This window comes from Microbacterium sp. NPDC090225 (assembly GCF_044772365.1).
GTDB lineage: Bacteria > Actinomycetota > Actinomycetes > Actinomycetales > Microbacteriaceae > Microbacterium.
Map to the genome: position 1 here is coordinate 2,516,894 of NZ_JBIVYS010000001.1, position 18,348 is coordinate 2,535,241.

12 protein-coding genes are annotated in these 18,348 nt (G+C 70.2%); 11 read left to right on the forward strand and 1 reads right to left on the reverse strand.

Going from position 1 to position 18,348, the window contains the following annotated elements:
* The first annotated feature begins 353 nt into the window (after positions 1-353).
* From ACIQTT_RS12080 to ACIQTT_RS12130, 11 genes are all read left to right on the forward strand, one after another.
* The gene (locus ACIQTT_RS12080; RefSeq protein ID WP_402790094.1) at positions 354-1,982 is read left to right on the forward strand and encodes an ABC transporter substrate-binding protein; all 1,629 of its coding nucleotides are present in this window, start codon (positions 354-356) and stop codon (positions 1,980-1,982) included.
* A gap of 123 nt (positions 1,983-2,105) precedes the next feature.
* Positions 2,106-3,134, forward strand: a complete 1,029-nt coding sequence (locus tag ACIQTT_RS12085) for an ABC transporter permease (RefSeq protein ID WP_402790097.1) — start codon at positions 2,106-2,108, stop codon at positions 3,132-3,134.
* Positions 3,131-4,003, forward strand: coding sequence for an ABC transporter permease (locus ACIQTT_RS12090; RefSeq protein ID WP_402790100.1), 873 nt, complete (start codon positions 3,131-3,133; stop codon positions 4,001-4,003). Before ACIQTT_RS12085 ends, ACIQTT_RS12090 begins: the two co-directional genes overlap by 4 nt.
* A complete protein-coding gene (locus ACIQTT_RS12095) occupies positions 4,000-5,661 on the forward strand; it encodes an ATP-binding cassette domain-containing protein (protein ID WP_402790103.1) in 1,662 nt (553 codons plus the stop codon). The genes ACIQTT_RS12090 and ACIQTT_RS12095 overlap by 4 nt, the downstream gene beginning before the upstream one ends.
* A gap of 296 nt (positions 5,662-5,957) precedes the next feature.
* The gene (locus ACIQTT_RS12100; protein ID WP_402790106.1) at positions 5,958-10,136 is read left to right on the forward strand and encodes a discoidin domain-containing protein; all 4,179 of its coding nucleotides are present in this window, start codon (positions 5,958-5,960) and stop codon (positions 10,134-10,136) included.
* A 266-nt stretch (positions 10,137-10,402) separates the two neighbouring features.
* Complete coding sequence (locus tag ACIQTT_RS12105) at positions 10,403-11,731, forward strand: carbohydrate ABC transporter substrate-binding protein (RefSeq protein ID WP_402790109.1); 1,329 nt, start codon at positions 10,403-10,405, stop codon at positions 11,729-11,731.
* 65 nt (positions 11,732-11,796) lie between these two features.
* Positions 11,797-12,702, forward strand: a complete 906-nt coding sequence (locus ACIQTT_RS12110; RefSeq protein ID WP_402790111.1) for a carbohydrate ABC transporter permease — start codon at positions 11,797-11,799, stop codon at positions 12,700-12,702.
* Positions 12,702-13,592, forward strand: a complete 891-nt coding sequence (locus ACIQTT_RS12115; RefSeq protein WP_247624306.1) for a carbohydrate ABC transporter permease — start codon at positions 12,702-12,704, stop codon at positions 13,590-13,592. The genes ACIQTT_RS12110 and ACIQTT_RS12115 overlap by 1 nt, the downstream gene beginning before the upstream one ends.
* Positions 13,589-13,792, forward strand: a complete 204-nt coding sequence (locus tag ACIQTT_RS12120; RefSeq protein WP_247957081.1) for a DUF6903 family protein — start codon at positions 13,589-13,591, stop codon at positions 13,790-13,792. The genes ACIQTT_RS12115 and ACIQTT_RS12120 overlap by 4 nt, the downstream gene beginning before the upstream one ends.
* Complete coding sequence (locus tag ACIQTT_RS12125) at positions 13,789-15,270, forward strand: alpha-L-fucosidase (RefSeq protein ID WP_402790116.1); 1,482 nt, start codon at positions 13,789-13,791, stop codon at positions 15,268-15,270. Before ACIQTT_RS12120 ends, ACIQTT_RS12125 begins: the two co-directional genes overlap by 4 nt.
* A gap of 80 nt (positions 15,271-15,350) precedes the next feature.
* Positions 15,351-16,376 (forward strand): LacI family DNA-binding transcriptional regulator, encoded by a 1,026-nt coding sequence (locus ACIQTT_RS12130; protein ID WP_402790119.1) that lies wholly within the window; start codon positions 15,351-15,353, stop codon positions 16,374-16,376.
* 3 nt (positions 16,377-16,379) lie between these two features.
* On the opposite strand, the gene ACIQTT_RS12135 is transcribed toward ACIQTT_RS12130, so the two are convergent.
* Complete coding sequence (locus tag ACIQTT_RS12135; RefSeq protein ID WP_402790122.1) at positions 16,380-18,209, reverse strand: beta-galactosidase; 1,830 nt, start codon at positions 18,207-18,209, stop codon at positions 16,380-16,382.
* Between the last annotated feature and the right edge of the window lie 139 nt (positions 18,210-18,348).

Below are 18,348 nucleotides of genomic sequence, written 5' to 3' on the forward strand. Positions count from 1 at the left end.
GCGCGAGTTCTCCTCCGCTGCGGTTGACCCCGCATGACTTCGGAGATTCGGAGCGGCGCGCCGGAGTGGAGCATCCGTCAGCGGGGTGTCGCCGCGGAACTCCGAGGCGGTGCGGGGCGGGGCGCTTCGACAAGCTCAGCGACCCAGCGGTTGGCGTCGAGGGCCCGGAACTGGGTCCCTGAGCTTGTCGAAGGGTCCCACCCCGAAGAAGCGCCGACCCTATCGGAACGGATGCCGCAACTCACCCGTGTGACGCAATCTGACGCACGGTGTCTCCCTGTGTAGCCCCGGGCGACCGGCATCCGCTGCCCTGGATAGCGTCGGAAGCCCGTGCCGACCCGAGAGGACCCATCGTGGCATCCGGAATCCCCCGTCGCCTCGGCGCTGCCGTCGCAGCAGCCGTCGTCACCGCGCTGAGCCTGACCGCCTGCGCGTCCGCTGCCCCCGAGTCCTCGGGCGGCAACGGCGAGCCCGTCACCGGCGGCGACCTCGTCGTCGCGGCCCGCTCCGAACCGCCGCAGCTCAACCCGCTCGTCGACCAGATGGGCGGTGCGCACGTGCTGACCCCGGTCGTCGACTCCCTCGTGTGGGACAACGGCGACGGCACGTACGGCACGTGGCTCGCGACCGACTGGGAGGTGTCGGACGACGCCCGCGTGTACACGTTCACGCTGCGCGACGACGTGACCTTCCACGACGGCACCCCGTTCGACGCCGAGGCCGTGAAGGTGAACTTCGACTACGTCGCCGACCCGGCCAACAAGTCCACGGGTTCGGTCGCGAAGCTGGGCCCGAGCGCCGAGGTGCTCGACGAGTACACCGTGCGCATCACGCTCGAGCAGCCGGAGTCGAGCTTCCTCACGCTGATCGCCGCCCCGTACTTCGGCATCGTGTCGCCGACCCAGCTGCTCGACGACCCCGACTCGCTCGCGTCGACCGTGGTCGGCACCGGTCCGTTCGTCTTCGACGAGTGGGTCAAGGGACAGAGCATCAGCTACGTGCGCAACGACGACTACGACTGGGGCCCCGAGGGCACTCACGAGGGCGCCGCGTACCTCGACAAGATCACGTACCGCTTCCTGCCCGAGGACCAGACGCGCTACAACGCGCTGCTCACGGGCGAGGCCGACATCGTCGACTACATCGCTCCCGAGTACGCCGAAGGGGTCAAGGCCGACGACCGCTACGAGTCCGACGAGTTCCTGCTGCCGGGTGTCGGCTTCACGCTGCACCTGAACACGCGCACCGCCCCGTTCGACGACGTGAACGTGCGCCGGGCGCTGCTCACGGGCATCGACCGCGAGGCGATCGTCAAGAGCGCCACCTTCGGCGCCTACCCCGTGCAGGAGTACCTCGCCACCACGACCCCCGACTTCAAGAAGGATCTCGAGAACGTCATCGAGTTCGATGCGGATGCCGCGGGAGCGCTGCTCGACGAGGCCGGCTGGACGGGAACGGATGCCGACGGCTACCGCACCAAGGACGGCGAGCGCCTGAGCACCACCGTGCCCTACGCTGACAACGACCAGCTCGCCCAGCGCACGCTGGAGCAGGTGCAGATCGACGCGAAGGAGCTCGGCTTCGAGCTCGTTCTGCAGCCGGTCCCGGCGGCGGACTTCTCGCAGCGCCTCTACACCGGCGAGTACGGCATCATGCCGTCGTTCCAGTCGGAGGCGACCGGCATGCAGCTGTGGCGCCTCTACGGCGGCGACAACGTGTCGGACGGGTCGTCGATCGGCTCGAACGCGTCGTTCCTGGCGGATGCCGAGCTCGACGGCATCCTGGCCCAGGCGCGCGCCAGCGCCGACCCGGCCGCCCGCGCCGACTTCTACGGCCAGGCGCAGGAACTGCTGCCCTCGCTCGCCCCGTCGATCCCGCTGTACTCACGGGCCCGCGTGGTGGCGTGGCAGCCGAACGTGCACGGCGTCGCGTGGGACTACGCGTGGCCGCAGCCGTACCTGTTCGACGCCTGGAAGAACTGACCCGCTCCTGCGTCTCGTGCGGGATCAATATGTCGGATAGAACACGTTCGGGAGCCGACATATTGATCCCGCAGCGGAGGGGGCGGGCTGGGGACGGATGCTGACGAGAGGAGGAGGAACGACATGAGCACGGTCTGGCGAGTACTGCGCCGTCTCGGCGTGAGCCTGATCACCCTGTGGGGCGCGGCGACCCTCACGTTCTTCGCGCTGCGGCTCGTGCCGGTCGACCCGGCGTTCGCGATCCTCGGCGCCGGTCAGCAGCAGGTCGACATCAGTCCCGAGGTCCTCGCCGTCGTGCGGCAGGAGTACCACCTCGACGAGCCGCTGATCGTGCAGTACTTCCTCTACCTCGGTCGGCTGCTGCGCGGAGACCTCGGCATGTCGTACGTGCAGGAGCAGCCGGTCGCCCCGCTGCTCGCCGCGCAAGCGGGGCCGACGATCGCGCTGGCGCTCGCCGCGATCGTGCTCGCCGTCGTGATCTCGTTCGCCGGCGGCGTGCTGACCGCCGGGCGCCGTCTGCCCAGCTGGATCTCCTCGGGCGTCGAACTCGTGCTCGCCTCGACCCCGGTGTTCTGGCTCGGCTTCGTGCTGATGCTGGTCTTCGCCGTGTGGCTGCGAGCCCTTCCCATTCTCGACAGCGGTGATCTGCGCTCGCTCGTCCTCCCCGCTCTCACACTCGCGCTGCCGACGGCCGCCCTGCTGCTGCAGGTGCTGCGCCAGTCGCTCGACGACGCTCTGGAGCAGCCCTTCATCCTCTCGGCGCGTGCGCGCGGTCTCGGGTCGCTCGCCGTGACCGTGCGGCACGCGCTCCGCCACGCCGCGGTGCCGTATCTGACGATGCTCGGGTTCTCGTTCGGAGCCCTGCTCGGCGGTGCCGCGATCACCGAGACCCTGTTCAGCCGTCCGGGGCTCGGGCGCCTGCTCGTCGACTCGGTGGCCTCGCAGGACATCCCGGTCGTGATCGGCGTCGTGCTCGTCGGCACGGCGGTGTTCATCCTCGTCAACACGCTCGTCGACCTGTCGTACGCGCTCGTCGATCCGTGCGTGCGCGACGCCGACCGCGTGCTCACTTCCTCGAAGAACGCCGCCGCGCCATCCGAACAGGCGGCATCCGAACAGACGGATGCCGACCGAACGGAGGTCACCGCATGAGCGGGGGAGTCGTCGCCGAGGCCGTCACCGCGCGGCAGCACGTGCGCTGGCGCGGCTGGGTGCGCCTCGCCGCCGACATCGGCACGCTGCTGTGCGCGCTGGTGCTGGTGCTGTTCGTGCTCGCCGCGCTGTGGCCGCAGCTGCTCACCGGGCAGGACCCGCTCGCCGCCGACCGGGCGTTGATCCTCGCGCCTCCGGGACCGGGGCATCCGCTCGGCACCGACGAGATCGGGCGCGACGTCTACGCCCGCATCGTCTTCGGTGCGCGCAGCTCGCTCGTGCTCGGGTTCGGCGCCGTCGTCATCTCGCTCTTCTTCGGAACGATCCTCGGCCTCGTCGCCGGGCTGTCGAACCGGGTCATCTCGACCGTGACGCTGCGGCTCACCGACATCGGAGCGGCGTTCCCCGAGCTCGTGCTCGCGATCCTCATCCTGGCGCTCTTCGGTGGAGGGCTCGCGACCGCCACCATCGCGATCGGCATCGCCGGCATCCCGTACTACGTGCGCGTCGTGCGCGGCGAGACGTTGCGCGTGCGCACCTCGGCCTTCATCGAGGCCTCCCGCGGCATGGGTCTGTCGCGCGCCCGCGTGCTCGGCCGGCACCTGCTGCCGAACGCCGTGCGCCCGGTCGTCGTGATCGCCACGATCGGCCTGGGCGGGGCGACTCTCGCGGGCGCCGCCCTGTCGTTCCTCGGTCTCGGCAGCCCGCCGCCCACTCCCGAATGGGGTTCGATGCTCTCGAACGCGCGTAACTTCCTGACGCTGGGGTGGTGGGCCGCGGTGTTCCCCGGTCTCGCGATCACCCTGTTCGTCATCAGCACGACCGTGCTCGGTCGTCGCCTGCAGGCGCGTCTGGAGGGTCGCGGATGAACGCGCTGATCCGGGTCGAGGGCCTGACCGTGTCGTTCGGCGTTCGCACGGCCGTCGAGGGCGTCGGTTTCGAGATCGCCCCCGGCGAGTGCGTCGCACTCGTGGGCGAGTCGGGGTCGGGCAAGTCGGTCAGCGCGCGCAGCCTGCTCGGACTCGTCGGCACGGGATCTCGGGTGGATGCCGCGGTGCTCGAGATCGACGGCGTCGACGCCCGACGTTTCACCGAACGCCGCTGGCGCCGCATCCGCGGACGCCGCATCGGGTACATCCTGCAGGACGCCCTCTCGTCGCTCGACCCGCTGCGAACGGTCGGCAAGGAGGTGCGTGAGGCGATCGCCGCGACCGGCGGTCCGCGCGGACGAGTCGGGCGTGAGCGCGCCCTCGAGTTGCTGCGCCGCACGCACGTGCCCGATCCCGAGACGCGCATCGACGAGCGTCCGGCGCAGCTGTCGGGCGGTCAGCGCCAGCGTGCGCTCATCGCCACCGCGCTCGCCGGAGACCCCGCCGTGCTCATCGCCGACGAGCCGACGACCGCGCTCGACGTGTCGGTGCAGAAGCAGATCCTCGCTCTGTTCAGCGAGCTCAAGCAGCAGGGCATCGCGCTGCTGCTCATCAGCCACGACCTCGCCGTGGTGTCGCAGCTCGCCGACCGCGTGCTGGTTCTGCAGGGCGGCGCGGTGGTCGAGAAGGGCGAGACGGCCGACGTGCTGTCGAACCCCGCGCACCCGTACACGCGCTCCCTGATCGACGCCGCCCCGCGGTTCGACAGCGGCCCGGCCCTTCGTCTCGCTGCGCTCGCTCAGGAACCGGGTGTGGATCGGTCCCTGAGCGAGGAGCGCAGCGACGAGACGAAGGGCGCCGCTCCAGCCGAAACCGGGTCCCTGAGCCTGTCGAAGGGCCCCGCCCCGCACGACCCCGACGTCGTCCTCGCCGCCGAGCACGTGAGCAAGACCTTCCGCCTGCCGGGTGGCGCGACGCGCCCCGCCGTGAAGGACGTCTCGATCGCCGTGCGCCGCGGACGCTCGCTCGGCGTGGTGGGCGAGTCTGGGTCGGGCAAGACGACGGTCGCGCGCATCCTGGCCGGGTTCGAGACCGCGGATGCCGGGACCGTGCGTCGTGCGAGCGACGACCCGCGCGACGTGCAGTTCGTGTACCAGGACCCGGGATCGTCCTTCGATCCGCGGTGGACAGCGGGGCGGCTTCTCGACGAGGCGATCGGGCTGCGGCATCCGTCCCTGTCGCGCGCCGAACGCGGTGCGCGCGTGCGGGACTGGCTCGAGCGCGTCGGACTCCCGGCGGACTTCGCCGACCGCCGACCCTCGTCGCTGTCGGGCGGTCAGCGCCAGCGTCTCGGCATCGCCCGGGCGCTCGCCGTGGAGCCGGCGGTGGTCGTGCTCGACGAGCCGGTGTCGGCGCTCGACGTGGCGGTGCAGAAGCAGATCCTCGAGCTCATCGCGCGCCTACAGGCCGAGACGGGCGTCGGATACCTCTTCATCTCGCACGATCTCGGTGTGATCCAGAAGGTCTGCGACGAGGTCGTGGTGCTGCAGGGCGGCGTCGTGCGCGAGCAGGGTCCCACCTCGCAGGTGCTCCAGGCCCCGGCCGACGCGTACACGCGCCTGCTGATCGACGCGGTTCCCTCGCTGCCCGCGATCTGACTCGCCGTCTGACTCGCCGTCTGAGGCGCCGCTTGGGAGGAGATCTCGGGGTGGGGAGGAGAAATCCCTCCTTTTTCTCCTCCCTAGACGGAGATCTCCTCCCGAAGCGCGCGTCGCGCGACCGAGCGCCGTCGCGGCACCCACTGAGATGAACCGGTTCTTGACGCGCCCTCGACACCCGGGTTACTGTTGCCGCACCCCGTTCTGACAGCGTTGTCATTCCGAATCCTCCCGATGTGACTCCTGTCGATCCGTACGCGGCGCCCCCGAAGCCCGCTGAATCCAGGAGAGACCCCATGGCCCGCTCCGGCCCCGCCCGCTCCCACCGCGCGACCGCCCGCTCCCGTCGCCTCGGCATCCTGAAGCGCACCGTCACCCTCGCCCTCGCCGCGACCCTCGCCGCCCCGATCGCCGCCCTCGCGCCCGCGGCGCAGGCATCCGCCGCCCCGGTCGTGAAGACCGCGGCCTTCGGCGCCCCCGACGACATCGCCGCCGACTACTACGCGGCCCTGCTGCGCCACACGCGCTGGGTGAACACGGTCTGGGATCCGGCCATCGGCGCCTATCAGTTCAAGGACTTCAACTTCGCCGTCGTGCTCGGCAACGCCGTGATCCTCACGCACGGCGAGTACGACGCCGCGGTCACGGGCATCCCGAAGGAGCAGCTGCAGCAGCGCACGGTCGACACGATCCGCTACTACGCCGCGAAGAACCGCTTCGTCGATCCGAACGGCACCTGGGGCAAGAAGCTCTTCTGGGACTCGACGTTCCAGTCGTACTTCCTCGATGCCGGGCGCGTGCTCTGGGATCAGCTCGATGCCACGACTCAGAAGAACCTCGAGACGATCGCGGTCGGGCAGTCCGCGTACACGTCCGATCTGAACTACGGCAACGACCCGCTCTCGGGCTCGTGGACCGCCGATTGGCCGACCGGAAAGCACGAGGGCGACACCGCGCAGGAGGAGGCCGGCGTCTACACGCAGGCCCTCGCCCCGGGCCTCGCCTGGGCGCCCGATCACGCGGATGCCGCGCGCTGGGACGAGCAGCTCGGCGACTGGGCGCGCAACGCCGCCGGTCAGCCGACCGCCGACCTCAACAACCCGGCGATCGTCGCAGGCAAGCCCGTCTCGACGAACACGATGCAGACGATCTACGACACGTACCTGGTCGAGAACCACGGGTCGTTCGGCCCGCATTACCAGTCCGACATCTGGCGCTCGGGCGGACGCAACGCGATCCAGTTCGTGCTCAACGACCAGCCGATCCCCGAGTACCTGAAGCACCAGCCGAACTCGGCGGAGCTCTGGGAGTCGATCAAGATGGTGATGTCGAACCAGGGCGAGCCCTTCATGCCCATGGTCAACGACCGCGAGTACCTGTACGGGCGCGACGTGATCCCGATGGCCTTCCTCGGCCAGGTGCTGCGCGACCCCGACGCCGTGCGGGCCGAGGCGAACATGGCCGCCTCGCTCGAGGCGTATCAGGCCTACGCCCCGGTCGATCGCCTCGCGAAGTTCTCGGGCGAGCCGAAGTACGAGCCCGAAGCACGGGCCGAGATCGCGATCTCGTACCTCCTGCACGTCGCGGCCGCCGAGTCCGAGGAGGGGCCGGTCGCCCCGACCCCGCAGGACGAGTTCTTCGCCCGGCTCGCGGGCGTGCGCGACTTCGGCGCCGGTCCCGGGCTCTCGGTGCAGCAGACCGCGGATGCCTGGGCCGCGGCATCCAGCAAGAAGGGGTTCCTGAAGTTCCCGTGGGTGCCGGGCCACGACTCGTGGCTGTTCGCCCTCTCCGGCGCGACGCCGTACCTCTACCCGAACTCGGCCGCGACGGTCGACGACCGGCGCACGAGCACCTTCACGACCCCGCGCGACGGCTTCGAGGGCACCTCCTCGGTGTTCCGCATCGGCGACGGCTACGCCGGGCAGGTCACCCTGCCGAACGGCGCGGCGCTCTACGCGTCGACGGGGGCGGGCTGGCAGGACGGCTCGGTGTCGGTGCGCAACCTCGACATGGGCGGGTACAACGGCCTCGATGGCTCGCGCACGTACGTCACGGCCGAGGGCTCGGCCACCGACACCCTTCCCGTCGTGACGCCGCCGGACCCGGCAGACGCCAACGCCGCCCGGGTCGACGACCTGTCGTTCGATCCGGTGCCGGCGCGCTACGTGCGCATGCAGGGGCAGCAGGGCAACCCGCAGTTCGGCTATTCGCTGTACTCGTTCCACGCCTATGGTGCGGATGCCGAGGCCACGACCGACCTCGCCGCCGGACGCCCCGCGACCGCATCAAGCGAGGACCCGGCGCGTCTCGCGACCACCGTCACCGATGCCGACCCGACGACCCGGTGGGCGGTGGTGCGCGCGGATCGCACGCGTGCCGACTCGTGGATCCAGGTCGACCTCGGCAGCGAGCGCACCGTCTCCGCGGTCCGTCTGGCGTGGGAGGCGAGCGCGGGTGAGCGCTACCTCGTGCAGACCTCGGTCGACGGCCAGACCTGGACGACGCAGACCGCTCGCACCGGCGGCGTCGACGCGAATGTCGCCCGCCTCGACACGGTCGACCTGACGCCCGCCGGCGCGACCGCGCCCGCACCGGTCGAGACCCGTTTCGTGCGCATGCAGGGCGTGCAGGGCGACCCCGCCTACGGCTATTCGCTGTACACGCTGCGCGCGCTGACCGCATCCGGCGTCGATGCGGCGGCGGGTAAGCCGGCCACGGCATCCAGCGCCGACACGGGCCGTGCGCCCTCGAGCGTCACCGACAACGACGCGGCCTCGCGCTGGGCGGTGTCGCGCGCCGACCGGACGCGCGCCGATTCCTGGATCCAGGTCGATCTCGGAGCACCGACCGCAATCGCGCAGGTGCAGCTGGGATGGGAGGCGTCGGCCGGCCGCGAGTACCGCATCCAGGTCTCTCCCGACGGCCAGACATGGACGGATGCCGCGAGCTTCCGGTACACCGGCGACGAGGTGACCTCCACCGAGGGGTCGTGGATCAACGTCGAGGATCAGGCCGGGTTCGTCGTGCGCGGCGGCCAGGCCCCGATCACGGTGTCGGCCGAGAAGCCCGGCATCAACGCGCTCCGGCTCGGCGGCGGCGATCGCCCGCTGCTCGTCGAGATGGTGCCGGGCGACGCTGCGGCGACGGCGGCTCAGGACGCCGCGCCGCAGCCGTCGGCCGAGGGGCTGCTGGTCAGCTCGCTCGGCGGCTACCTCACCGCGTTCAACCTCTCGGGCGCCGACGTGACGACCGACGTCACGATCCCGTACGTCGGCGACACGATGTCGCTGTTCGCCGGGGAGCAGACGCTCGGCGCGGATGCCTCGACCCTGCGGGTCACGGTGCCGGCCGGGCAGGCGGCCGTGCTCGCTCCGCGCGCCACGGTGCCCACCCAGGTCGCGAGGTCTGCGGGCGTCGGGGTCTCGGTGGTCGACGGGCGCACGATCCGGATCTCGGGTGCCGCCGCCGATGTGCGAGCGGAGGCATCCGCCGCCGCGCCCACCCTCGAGGTGACGAACGTCGAGACGGGCGAGACGCGGGCGCTGCCGGTGGGCGAGCCCGTCGTGACGGCCGCCGCGAGCTTCCCCGGTGCGACGCCGTTCCCCGTGCCCGACCGGGCGCTGAGCGCGTTGACGTTCCCGGCATCCGTCCTGCCCGAGGGCATGACCTCGCCGCAGGGCGCGGTCGACGGCGACGAGAAGACGTCGTGGACGCCGGGCGTCGACGGCCGCATGGTGACCGATCTCGGGTCCGCGCAGCCGATCGGCACCGTCACGACGCTGTGGGACGGATCGGATGCCCCCGCCGCCACCGTGTCGGTGAGCGACGACGGCGTCACGTTCCGCGACGTCGGGGCGATCGACGCGGGAACGACGCACGGCGCCGTGCCCGTCGACGCGACCGCGCGCTACGTGGCGTTGAGTACCGCGTGGAAGACCGGGGGCCCGGGCCTCACGGCACTCCGCGTGCTCGTTCCGGGTGCGGTCGACGATGCCGCCCCGGGCGCGATCCGAGGCGAGATCCCCGCGCTCGTGGTCGGTGCGGACGTGAACGGCGCCCTGCAGGCATCCGGTGTTCCGGCCCCGACGTATGCCGTCGTGGCCGGTGCCCTGCCCGACGGCGTGACCCTCGATCCCGCCACCGGTGCGCTCGCGGGTGCGCCGACGACGGTCGGTGCGTACGCCTTCACGGTCGCCGCCGACAACGGGATCGGCGAGGCCTCGACCCGCGCCTTCGCCGGAGAGGTCACCGCGGTGCCGGTGGATCCGGGTGAGCCCGGAGAGCCCGGCACTCCCGGCACTCCCGGAGGTGGCTCGGGAGAGGGTGCCGGCGGAGACGGTTCGGGATCCGACGGCGACCTCGCCGCGACCGGCCTGGTGCTCGGGTGGTCGCTCGTGGCCGCGCTGCTGCTGCTGGCCGCCGGCGGACTGCTCGTCGCACGACGCCGCCGGCTCGCTGTGTCGTCCGAGGACTGACGCTCCGACACCCGAGGGGTCGAGACACGCCGCAATCGCGCTCGCGCGCGCGGCGTGTCTCGACCCCTCAGTGCGTCCGGGCGCTCCATTCGTGCATCGAATATATACATCGGATGTTTATGTTGGCATCGATGCCAAAGTGTGACACACTATCTCCACGGCTCCTCTCTGAGCCGCGGAACGACGAAGTCTCACACCCGATCACGACAGCACCGGGCTGCACGCTCGCCCGGTCGATGATCATGCAGAAACCCGAGAGGACCCCCGTGAAGAAGAAGACCATCGCAGGCGCGGTCGCCATGATCGCCAGCGTCTCGCTCATCGCCGGTTGCAGCGGCGCCGGAGGGCAGGATGCCGATTCCGGCGACACGCTCAAGGTCGCCGCGTTCGAAGGCGGCTACGGCGCCGAGATGTACGCCGACGTCGTCGCCGCGTTCGAGAAGGCGAACCCTGACATCGACGTCGAGCTCGTCACCAGCAAGACCCTCGCCCAGGAGCTCACCCCGCAGGTCGCCGCGGGCGACTACCCCGACGTCGTCGTGCTCGGACAGGGCGCGAAGGAGGGCTTCACCGAGGGCTTCATCCGCGACCGCGGTCTCGAAGACCTCTCCGACGTGCTCGACCTCACCGTCCCGGGTGAAGACGTCACGGTCGGCGAGAAGCTCACCGAGGGCATCGTCGGCAACCTCAACACCAACCCCTACGGCGACGACAGCGTCTACCTGCTGCCGATGTTCGCCTCCCCGACGGGGCTCGTCTACGACCAGGGCCTCCTCGACGCGCACGGCTGGGAGGTGCCCACCGACTTCGACGAGTTCTTCGCACTCGGCGAGGCCGCGAAGGCCGAGGGCATCTCGCTCTTCACCTACCCGACCGCCGGGTACCTCGACTCCTACTTCTTCTCGCTCCTCGCGGCAGCGGGTGGCGAGGACTTCTACTCCGACGTCATGACCTACGAGGAAGACGTCTGGATGCAGCCGGAGGCCCGCGAGGTGCTCGAGCTCACCACCGAGCTGCTCACCGAGTACACCGCGCCCACGACCGTCGGCTACGCCAACGGCCAGGACTTCACCAAGAACCAGCAGACGATCCTCGACGGCACCGCGATCTTCATGCCCAACGGCACCTGGATCGCGAACGAGATGGCGGATGCTCCGCGCAGCGACGGGTTCACCTGGGGTCTCACCGCGGTGCCGGCGCCCGAGGCCGGTGGCGAGCGCTACCTCACGACCTTCGTGGAGTCGGCGTGGGTGCCGGCCGAGGCGACGCACAAGGAGGAGGCGAAGACCTTCCTCGCGTACCTCTACTCCGATGAGGCGGCCGAGATCTTCGCCGCGACCGGTGCCATCCAGCCGATCGTCGGACTCGCCGACGGACTCACGGGAGACTCGGCGGAGTTCTACGCCGGGTACTCGGGCGATGGTGTCAAGGCGCTCGTCGGCAGCTTCGCCGCGACCACCCCGGTCCCGGGCGTCGACCTCAAGGCGACGCTCTTCGATTCGGCCAACAGCGTGATCTCGGGCACCATGAGCCTGGACGAGTGGCAGGCCGCGGTGAACGACGCCAGCAACAAGCTCGGCGCTGCCGCACAGTGACACCCCGCGGGGCCGCCGATCCGTCGGCGGCCCCGCTTCCATCCCCACGCCCGAAGGACACCCCCGTGGCCCACACCCGCTCCGCGATGCACCGAGGTCGCGGTCGTTTCATCCTGTTCTCGCTGCTCCCGGCGTTCGTGCTGTACTTCGTGTTCATGATCGTGCCGACCATCGACGTGTTCCGCATGTCGTTGTTCCAGTGGACCGGCTTCGGCGGCTCGCAGACGTTCATCGGCTTCGACAACTTCACAGCCCTGCTCGGCGACATGCAGTTCGTGCGCTCGTTCCAGAACACGATCCTGCTGCTCGTGATCGTGACGATCGTGACGATGGCCGGAGCGCTGGGCATCGCGGCGATCATGGTGAACCCGCGCATCCGCGCCCGCAACTTCTACCGCTTCGTGCTGTATCTACCCAGCGTGCTCTCGATCGTCGTCGTCGCGGCGATCTTCTCCGCCGTCTACGACCAGAAGAACGGTCTGATCAACGGATCGCTCAGCACGGTGGGCCTCGAGAACCTCGCGCAGGTGTGGCTCGGCGACGAGAAGATCATCATGTACAGCATCGCCCTCGCCATGCTGTGGCAGTCCCTCGGCTACTACGTGCTGCTCTACATGGGCGGGATGAGCTCGATCCCCGCCGACGTCTACGAGGCGGCCGCGCTCGACGGCGCCGGTGCCTTCCGTCGCTTCTTCGACGTGACGCTGCCGCTGGTGTGGGGCACCCTGCGCACCACGCTCACGTTCTTCATCATCTCGTCGGTCAACCTCGCGTTCGTGCTCGTGCGGGCGATGACCGACGGCGGCCCCAACGGCTCCTCCGACGTGCTGCTCAACTACATGTACAAGCAGGCGTACACGAACTCCAGCTACGGGTACGGCATGGCGATCGGCGTCGTGATCTTCCTCTTCTCGTTCGCCCTGGCGCTCATCATCAACCGGTCAACCAAGCGAGAGGTGCAGCAGTTCTGATGGCCTTCCTCACCCCGACCCGAGGCCGCGCGGCGAGCGATCGCACCTACCGCGTGCTGGTCAACATCCTGCTCGGCGCGATCTCCCTCGCCATCCTCATCCCGGTGGCCTGGGTCTTCATGGCCTCGATCAAGACCAAGCCCGAGTTCTACGAGAGCCCCTGGGCCATCCCGCTCGGCGTGCACTGGGAGAACTTCGTTCAGGCGTTCGTCAACGCCCGCATCGGCGAGTACTTCGTCAACTCGGTGCTCGTGACGGCGCTCGCCCTCGCGATCTGCCTGGTCGTGGCGGTGCCCGCCGCCTATGTGATGGCCCGCTTCGACTTCCGCGGCAAGTCGGTCGTCGAGGTGCTGATGCTCGCCGGCCTCTTCATCAACGTCAACTACATCGTCATCCCGATCTTCCTCATGCTGCTCGGCTGGGACCGCGCGCTGAAGGACGTCCTCCGCGGCGGTTTCTTCATCGACAACCTCGCGGTGCTCGCACTCGTCTACGCGGCCACCTCGTTGCCGTTCACGATCTACCTGCTGACGTCGTTCTTCCGCACCATCCCCGTCGAGTACGAAGAGGCGGCGACGCTCGACGGCAGCTCCCGCCTGCGCACGATGGTGTCGGTGATGCTCCCGCTCGCCTCGCCCGTGATCAACACCGCGCTGCTGTTCAACTTCCTGGCGTACTGGAACGACTTCATCATCTCGCTCACCCTCATGCCGGGCGAGAACAAGACCGTCCAGGTCGGGCTCCTCAACCTGTTCCAGGCGCAGCGCGCGGCGGCGGACTACGGCCAGCTCTACGCGGGCATGGTCATCGTGATGGTGCCCGTCATCGTCTTCTATCTCATCGTCCAGCGCCGACTGCTGCAGTCCGTCGGCGGGGGAGGCATCAAATGACCGGTCGTCCCACTCCCCGTCGTGTGATCGACGTGCAGGCGCTCGTCGTCGGCATCGTCCACGCCGTCGTCTTCGTCGCCGCGATCACGACCATCATCGTGGCCCAGCAGACGACCGGCTGGCCGCAACTGCTGACGATGCTCGGCGCCCTCGCCGTGCTCATCGCGCAGCTCGCGATCTTCAACAGGAGGCACCGTTGACCTCGGCATCCGCCCGTCCGACCGCATCCGCCCGTCCGACCGCATCCGCCCGTCCGACCGCATCCGCCCGTCTGGCCGAGGCCGCCGTCGTCGTGCCCTCCGAACGCCAGCTCGCCTGGCAGCGTCGGGAGTTCTACGGCTTCCTGCACTTCGGCATGAACACGATGACCGATCGTGAGTGGGGGCTCGGGCACGAGGACCCCGCGCTGTTCGACCCGGTCGACGTGGATGCCCGCGCCTGGGTGCGCGCCCTCGCCGCCGCCGGGATGACCGCGGTGATCCTCACCTGCAAGCACCACGACGGCTTCGCCCTGTGGCCGAGCGCGCACTCCGCGCACACGGTCGCGGCGAGCCCGTGGCGGGGTGGGTCGGGTGACCTCGTGCGCGAGGTCGCCGAGGCCTGCGCCGCCGAGGGGCTCGCGTTCGGCGTGTACCTCTCGCCGTGGGACCGCACCGAGGCGACCTACGGCACCGGCACGCCCTACGACGACTTCTTCGTGGCCCAGCTCACCGAGCTGCTCACCGGCTACGGGCCGATCTTCTCGGTGTGGCTCGACGGTGCGAACGGCGAGGGCGCGGACGGGCGACGCCAGTACTACGACTGGGATCGCTACTACGCACTCGTCCGCCGCCTGCAGCCCGAGGCCGTCATCAGTGTGTGCGGACCGGACGTGCGGTGGTGCGGGAACGAGGCCGGCGACACTCGTCCCGAGGAGTGGAGCGTCGTCCCGGCATCGCTCCGCGAGGCGGAGTCGACCGCGTCGCGCTCGCAGCAGGTCGACGACGGTCTCTTCTCGCGCATGGTGCGCAGCGATGAGGAGGACCTCGGTGGCCGCGACGCGCTCCTCGCGTCGACGGATCCGCTGGTCTGGTACCCGGCAGAGGTGAACACGTCGACGCGACCGGGATGGTTCCACCACCCCGCCGAGGACGACGCCGTGCGTTCGCCCGAGGAGCTCTTCGAGATCTACCGTCGCAGCGTCGGCGGCAACGCGACGTTCCTGCTCAACGTGCCGCCCACGGCGTTCGGCCGCATCGCCGAGTCCGACCGCGTGATGCTCGCGCGACTCGGCGAGCTCATCCGCTCGCTCGACGAGAGCGACATCGCCGCGACGGCCGCGGCCGAGTTCTCGTCATCGCCGCTGTCGGCGGCGCCCGGCCCCGGCGGGGTGTGGCGGGTCGAGGCCGACGACGTGCCGGCATCCGTGGTGCTGCGCTTCGAGACGGATGCCGACATCGCCGGCGTCGCCCTGCGCGAGGACATCGTCGAAGGTCAGCGGATCGACGGCTTCGTCGTGCGCTTCCACGACGCCGACGGCGCCGTGCTGGCCGAGCGCAGCGGCGCGTCGGTGGGTGCCCAGCGCATCGTCGATGCCGCGGTCGACGGCGTGCGCGCGGTCGAGGTCGAGATCGTCGGATGCCGCGGCCCCGTGGCGCTCTCGCAGGTGCGGGTGTTCCGCCGGACGGGTGCCTGGTGACGTCCCCGGCGGCACCGATCACATCCGCTAACATGAGGCAACACGCCACCAGGGGCGCCGTTGATCCCACCGGAACGGATATGCCGAAGACCACGCACGCGGGCCGCGTCCGCCCTCCGACCATGGCGGATGTCGCCGCCCTGGCGGGAGTGTCTCCGCAGACCGTCTCGCGCGTGCTCCGCGATCACCCCAACGTCTCCGAGGTGACCCGACTGCAGGTCGAGAACGCGGTCGAGAGCACGGGATACCGCCGCACGGGTCTCGCGCGCGCCCTCGTCACGGGGCGCAGCATGACCATCGGCGTGCTCACCCACGAGTCGGATCAGTACGCGGCGAGCTCGATCATGCTCGGCATCCATCGCGCCGCTCGCGCCCGTGGCTACTTCGTCTCCTCTGCCGGCACGACCTCGGTCTCGGCCGCGGCGATCGCCGGCGGCATCGGGCGATTGCGCGACCAGGGCGTCGACGCCCTCGTCATCGCCGTGCCGATCTGGGACGAGCCCGCGCTCGCGAAGGCCGTCCACGGCATCCCGACCGCGGTCATCGATGCCGACACCTCCGCGGCCGACGTCGTGGTCGACCTCGATCAGGAGGCCGCCGGACGCCTGGCCACGCAGCACCTCATCGATCTGGGGCACGAGACCGTCTGGCACATCGCCGGTCCGGCGAACTGGAAGGACGCCTCCGGCCGCACCCAGGGGTGGGCCGCGGCGCTCGCGGAGGCCGGCAAGACCGCGCCTCCCGTGCTCAACGGCGACTGGACCCCGGCATCCGGCTACCAGCTGGGTCTCGTGCTCGGCCGGGTGGCCGACGCGACGGCCGTGTTCGTGTCTTCCGATGAGATGGCGATCGGGGTGATCCACGCGCTGCGCGAACTGGGGCGCGACGTACCCGGCGACATCTCGGTGGTCGCCATGGACGACATCCCGGTCGCCCAGTACCTGTCGCCGCCGCTGACGACCGTGCGCCAGCCGTTCGAGCGCATGGGTGAACTCGCCGTCGAGCGGGTGATCGCCGAGCTCGACGGTGAGGGCGACGAGCGTCGTAACGCCCACATCGCGCCCGAGCTGATCGTGCGCGGCAGCACAGCGCCGCCCGCGCGCTGACGCTCAGAACTCCTCGACGTACTCCTCTTCGGGGCCGAGCTCGGCCGTCGCCCGCAGCTCGAGCGCGCCACCGCGGCGGCGCAGCTCGAGGAGCACGATCTCGTTCGAGCCGGCGCGCAGCAGCGGCGCGGGCACGTACAGCGTCTGCTGCGGTCCGACCTCGGCGTAGCGGCCCAGAAGGAAGCCGTTGACCCAGACGAGTCCCGTGCCCCAGCCGGGGAGCGCGAGGTGCGTGTCGCGCACGGCGCCGGTGATGTCGAAGGATGCCGTGGCGAGGCCGGGTCGTTGAGCGTCGGGCCGTGCGGTGTCGGGCTGTGCGGGTGCACGCAGGGCTTCGAGGTCGAAGGTCGTGGGGTCGACGGCGGATGCCTCCCAGCGCTGCACGATCCGGCGATCGACCAGGACGGGGCCGAGCATCCCCTTGCGCTCGCCGATCGATGATCCGTAGTTCACGCGTCCGCGGTTCTCGACCAGCACGACGATTCGGGCGCGGGCGCCGTGACCGCGCACGACGATCTCTCCGCGCTCCTCGATCTCGCCGACGGGCTCTCCGTCGACGAAGACGAAGGCGCGGTCGGCGATGCGCTCGAAGACCAGGCGCAGCTCGCGATCGGGGAGAAGCGTGTCGGCCGTGTAGCGGACGAAGCCGTCGTCGGCGCCGAGCTCCTCGAAGCTGCTCGTGGCGGCGACGCGGCGGGGACCCGTGGCGGCGGCATCCAGGATCGCCGGCAGGTCGGCACCGCGCGCGACGTCGATCCGTTGGGGCGCGAGGAATTCGGGCTGGGCGCTGCGCACCGGCTCGGTGGCGCCGAGCACCTCGCGCATCGCGAAGAACTTCGGCGTCAGCGTGCCGTCCTCGGCGATGGGCGCGTCGGAGTCGTAGCTCGTCGTCGTCGCCATCAGTGTTCCGTCGACCCGGTTCGCGCCCGACCAGAGGCCGAAGTTGGTGCCGCCGTGGGCCATGTAGATGCTGACGCTGCCGCCGTCCTCGATGATGCCGGCGAGGGTGCCGGCCGCGCTCGCGGTGCCGCGCACGTGGTGAGCGGTGCCCCAGTGGTCGAACCAGCCGTTCCAGAACTCCGCGACGAAGAAGGGTTCGTCGGGTCGGCGCCGGCGGATCAGCTCGCGCGCGGCGCCGGGCTGCGAGCCGAGCGTGAGGGCGGCGAGGGTGTCGGGCAGCATGCCGGCGTCGAGCATGAGGTCGGTCGGGCCGTCGGCGGTGTAGAGCATCTCGGTGACGCCGTGCGCGCGCAGGAGCCGCGCGACCTCGGCCACGTACGACGGGTCGTCGCCGTAGCTGCCGAATTCGTTCTCGACCTGCACGGCGATCACCGGGCCGCCGACGTTGGCCTGCAGGTCGGTGATGCGGGGGAGCAGCGCGGCGAACCAGGCGTCGACGGCGTCGAGGAAGCGCGGATCGGCGGTGCGCAAGGGGATGCCGGATGCCGTGAGCCATGTGGGCAGTCCGCCGTTGGTCCACTCCGCGCAGATGTAGGGCCCGGGGCGAACGATCGCGTCGAGCCCGACCTCGGCGGCGATCCGCAGGAACGCGGCGATGTCGCGCCATCCGGTGAAGTCGGGAGCGTCGTCGGGGCGAGGCTGGTGGAAGTTCCAGGGCACGTAGGTGTCGACCGTGTTCAGGCCGAGGTCGCGCAGCCTCTGGAGGCGGTCGCGCCACTGGTCGGGGTGCACGCGGAAGTAGTGCAGCGACCCGGCGAGGATGCGGGTGCGCGTGCCTTCGCGCAGGAGGCGGTTCCCGGCCCAGGAGAGCGTCGGCGCGGCGGGCGCCGGAACGGTCGCGTCAGACGCGGGAGTGACGAGTGCAGAAGGCATGAGATCCATTATGGGGGCAAATTGGCATCGATATCACTCCCGACATTCCAAGGATTTATTCATTTCGGAAAGAGTTATCTGCAACGGTTGTGATCCATCACAATCTGTGCCATCCTCCTGAACACGGATCCGACGAGGG

Bases quoted from the DNA above. Each gene is read 5' to 3' on its own strand.
- ACIQTT_RS12100 (WP_402790106.1), top strand. From the start codon at position 5,958: ATGGCCCGCTCCGGCCCCGCCCGCTCCCACCGCGCGACCGCCCGCTCC.
- ACIQTT_RS12095 (WP_402790103.1), top strand. From the start codon at position 4,000: ATGAACGCGCTGATCCGGGTCGAGGGCCTGACCGTGTCGTTCGGCGTT.
- ACIQTT_RS12085 (WP_402790097.1), top strand. From the start codon at position 2,106: ATGAGCACGGTCTGGCGAGTACTGCGCCGTCTCGGCGTGAGCCTGATC.
- ACIQTT_RS12090 (WP_402790100.1), top strand. From the start codon at position 3,131: ATGAGCGGGGGAGTCGTCGCCGAGGCCGTCACCGCGCGGCAGCACGTG.
- ACIQTT_RS12120 (WP_247957081.1), top strand. From the start codon at position 13,589: ATGACCGGTCGTCCCACTCCCCGTCGTGTGATCGACGTGCAGGCGCTC.
- ACIQTT_RS12135 (WP_402790122.1), bottom strand. From the start codon at position 18,209: ATGCCTTCTGCACTCGTCACTCCCGCGTCTGACGCGACCGTTCCGGCG.
- ACIQTT_RS12115 (WP_247624306.1), top strand. From the start codon at position 12,702: ATGGCCTTCCTCACCCCGACCCGAGGCCGCGCGGCGAGCGATCGCACC.
- ACIQTT_RS12130 (WP_402790119.1), top strand. From the start codon at position 15,351: ATGCCGAAGACCACGCACGCGGGCCGCGTCCGCCCTCCGACCATGGCG.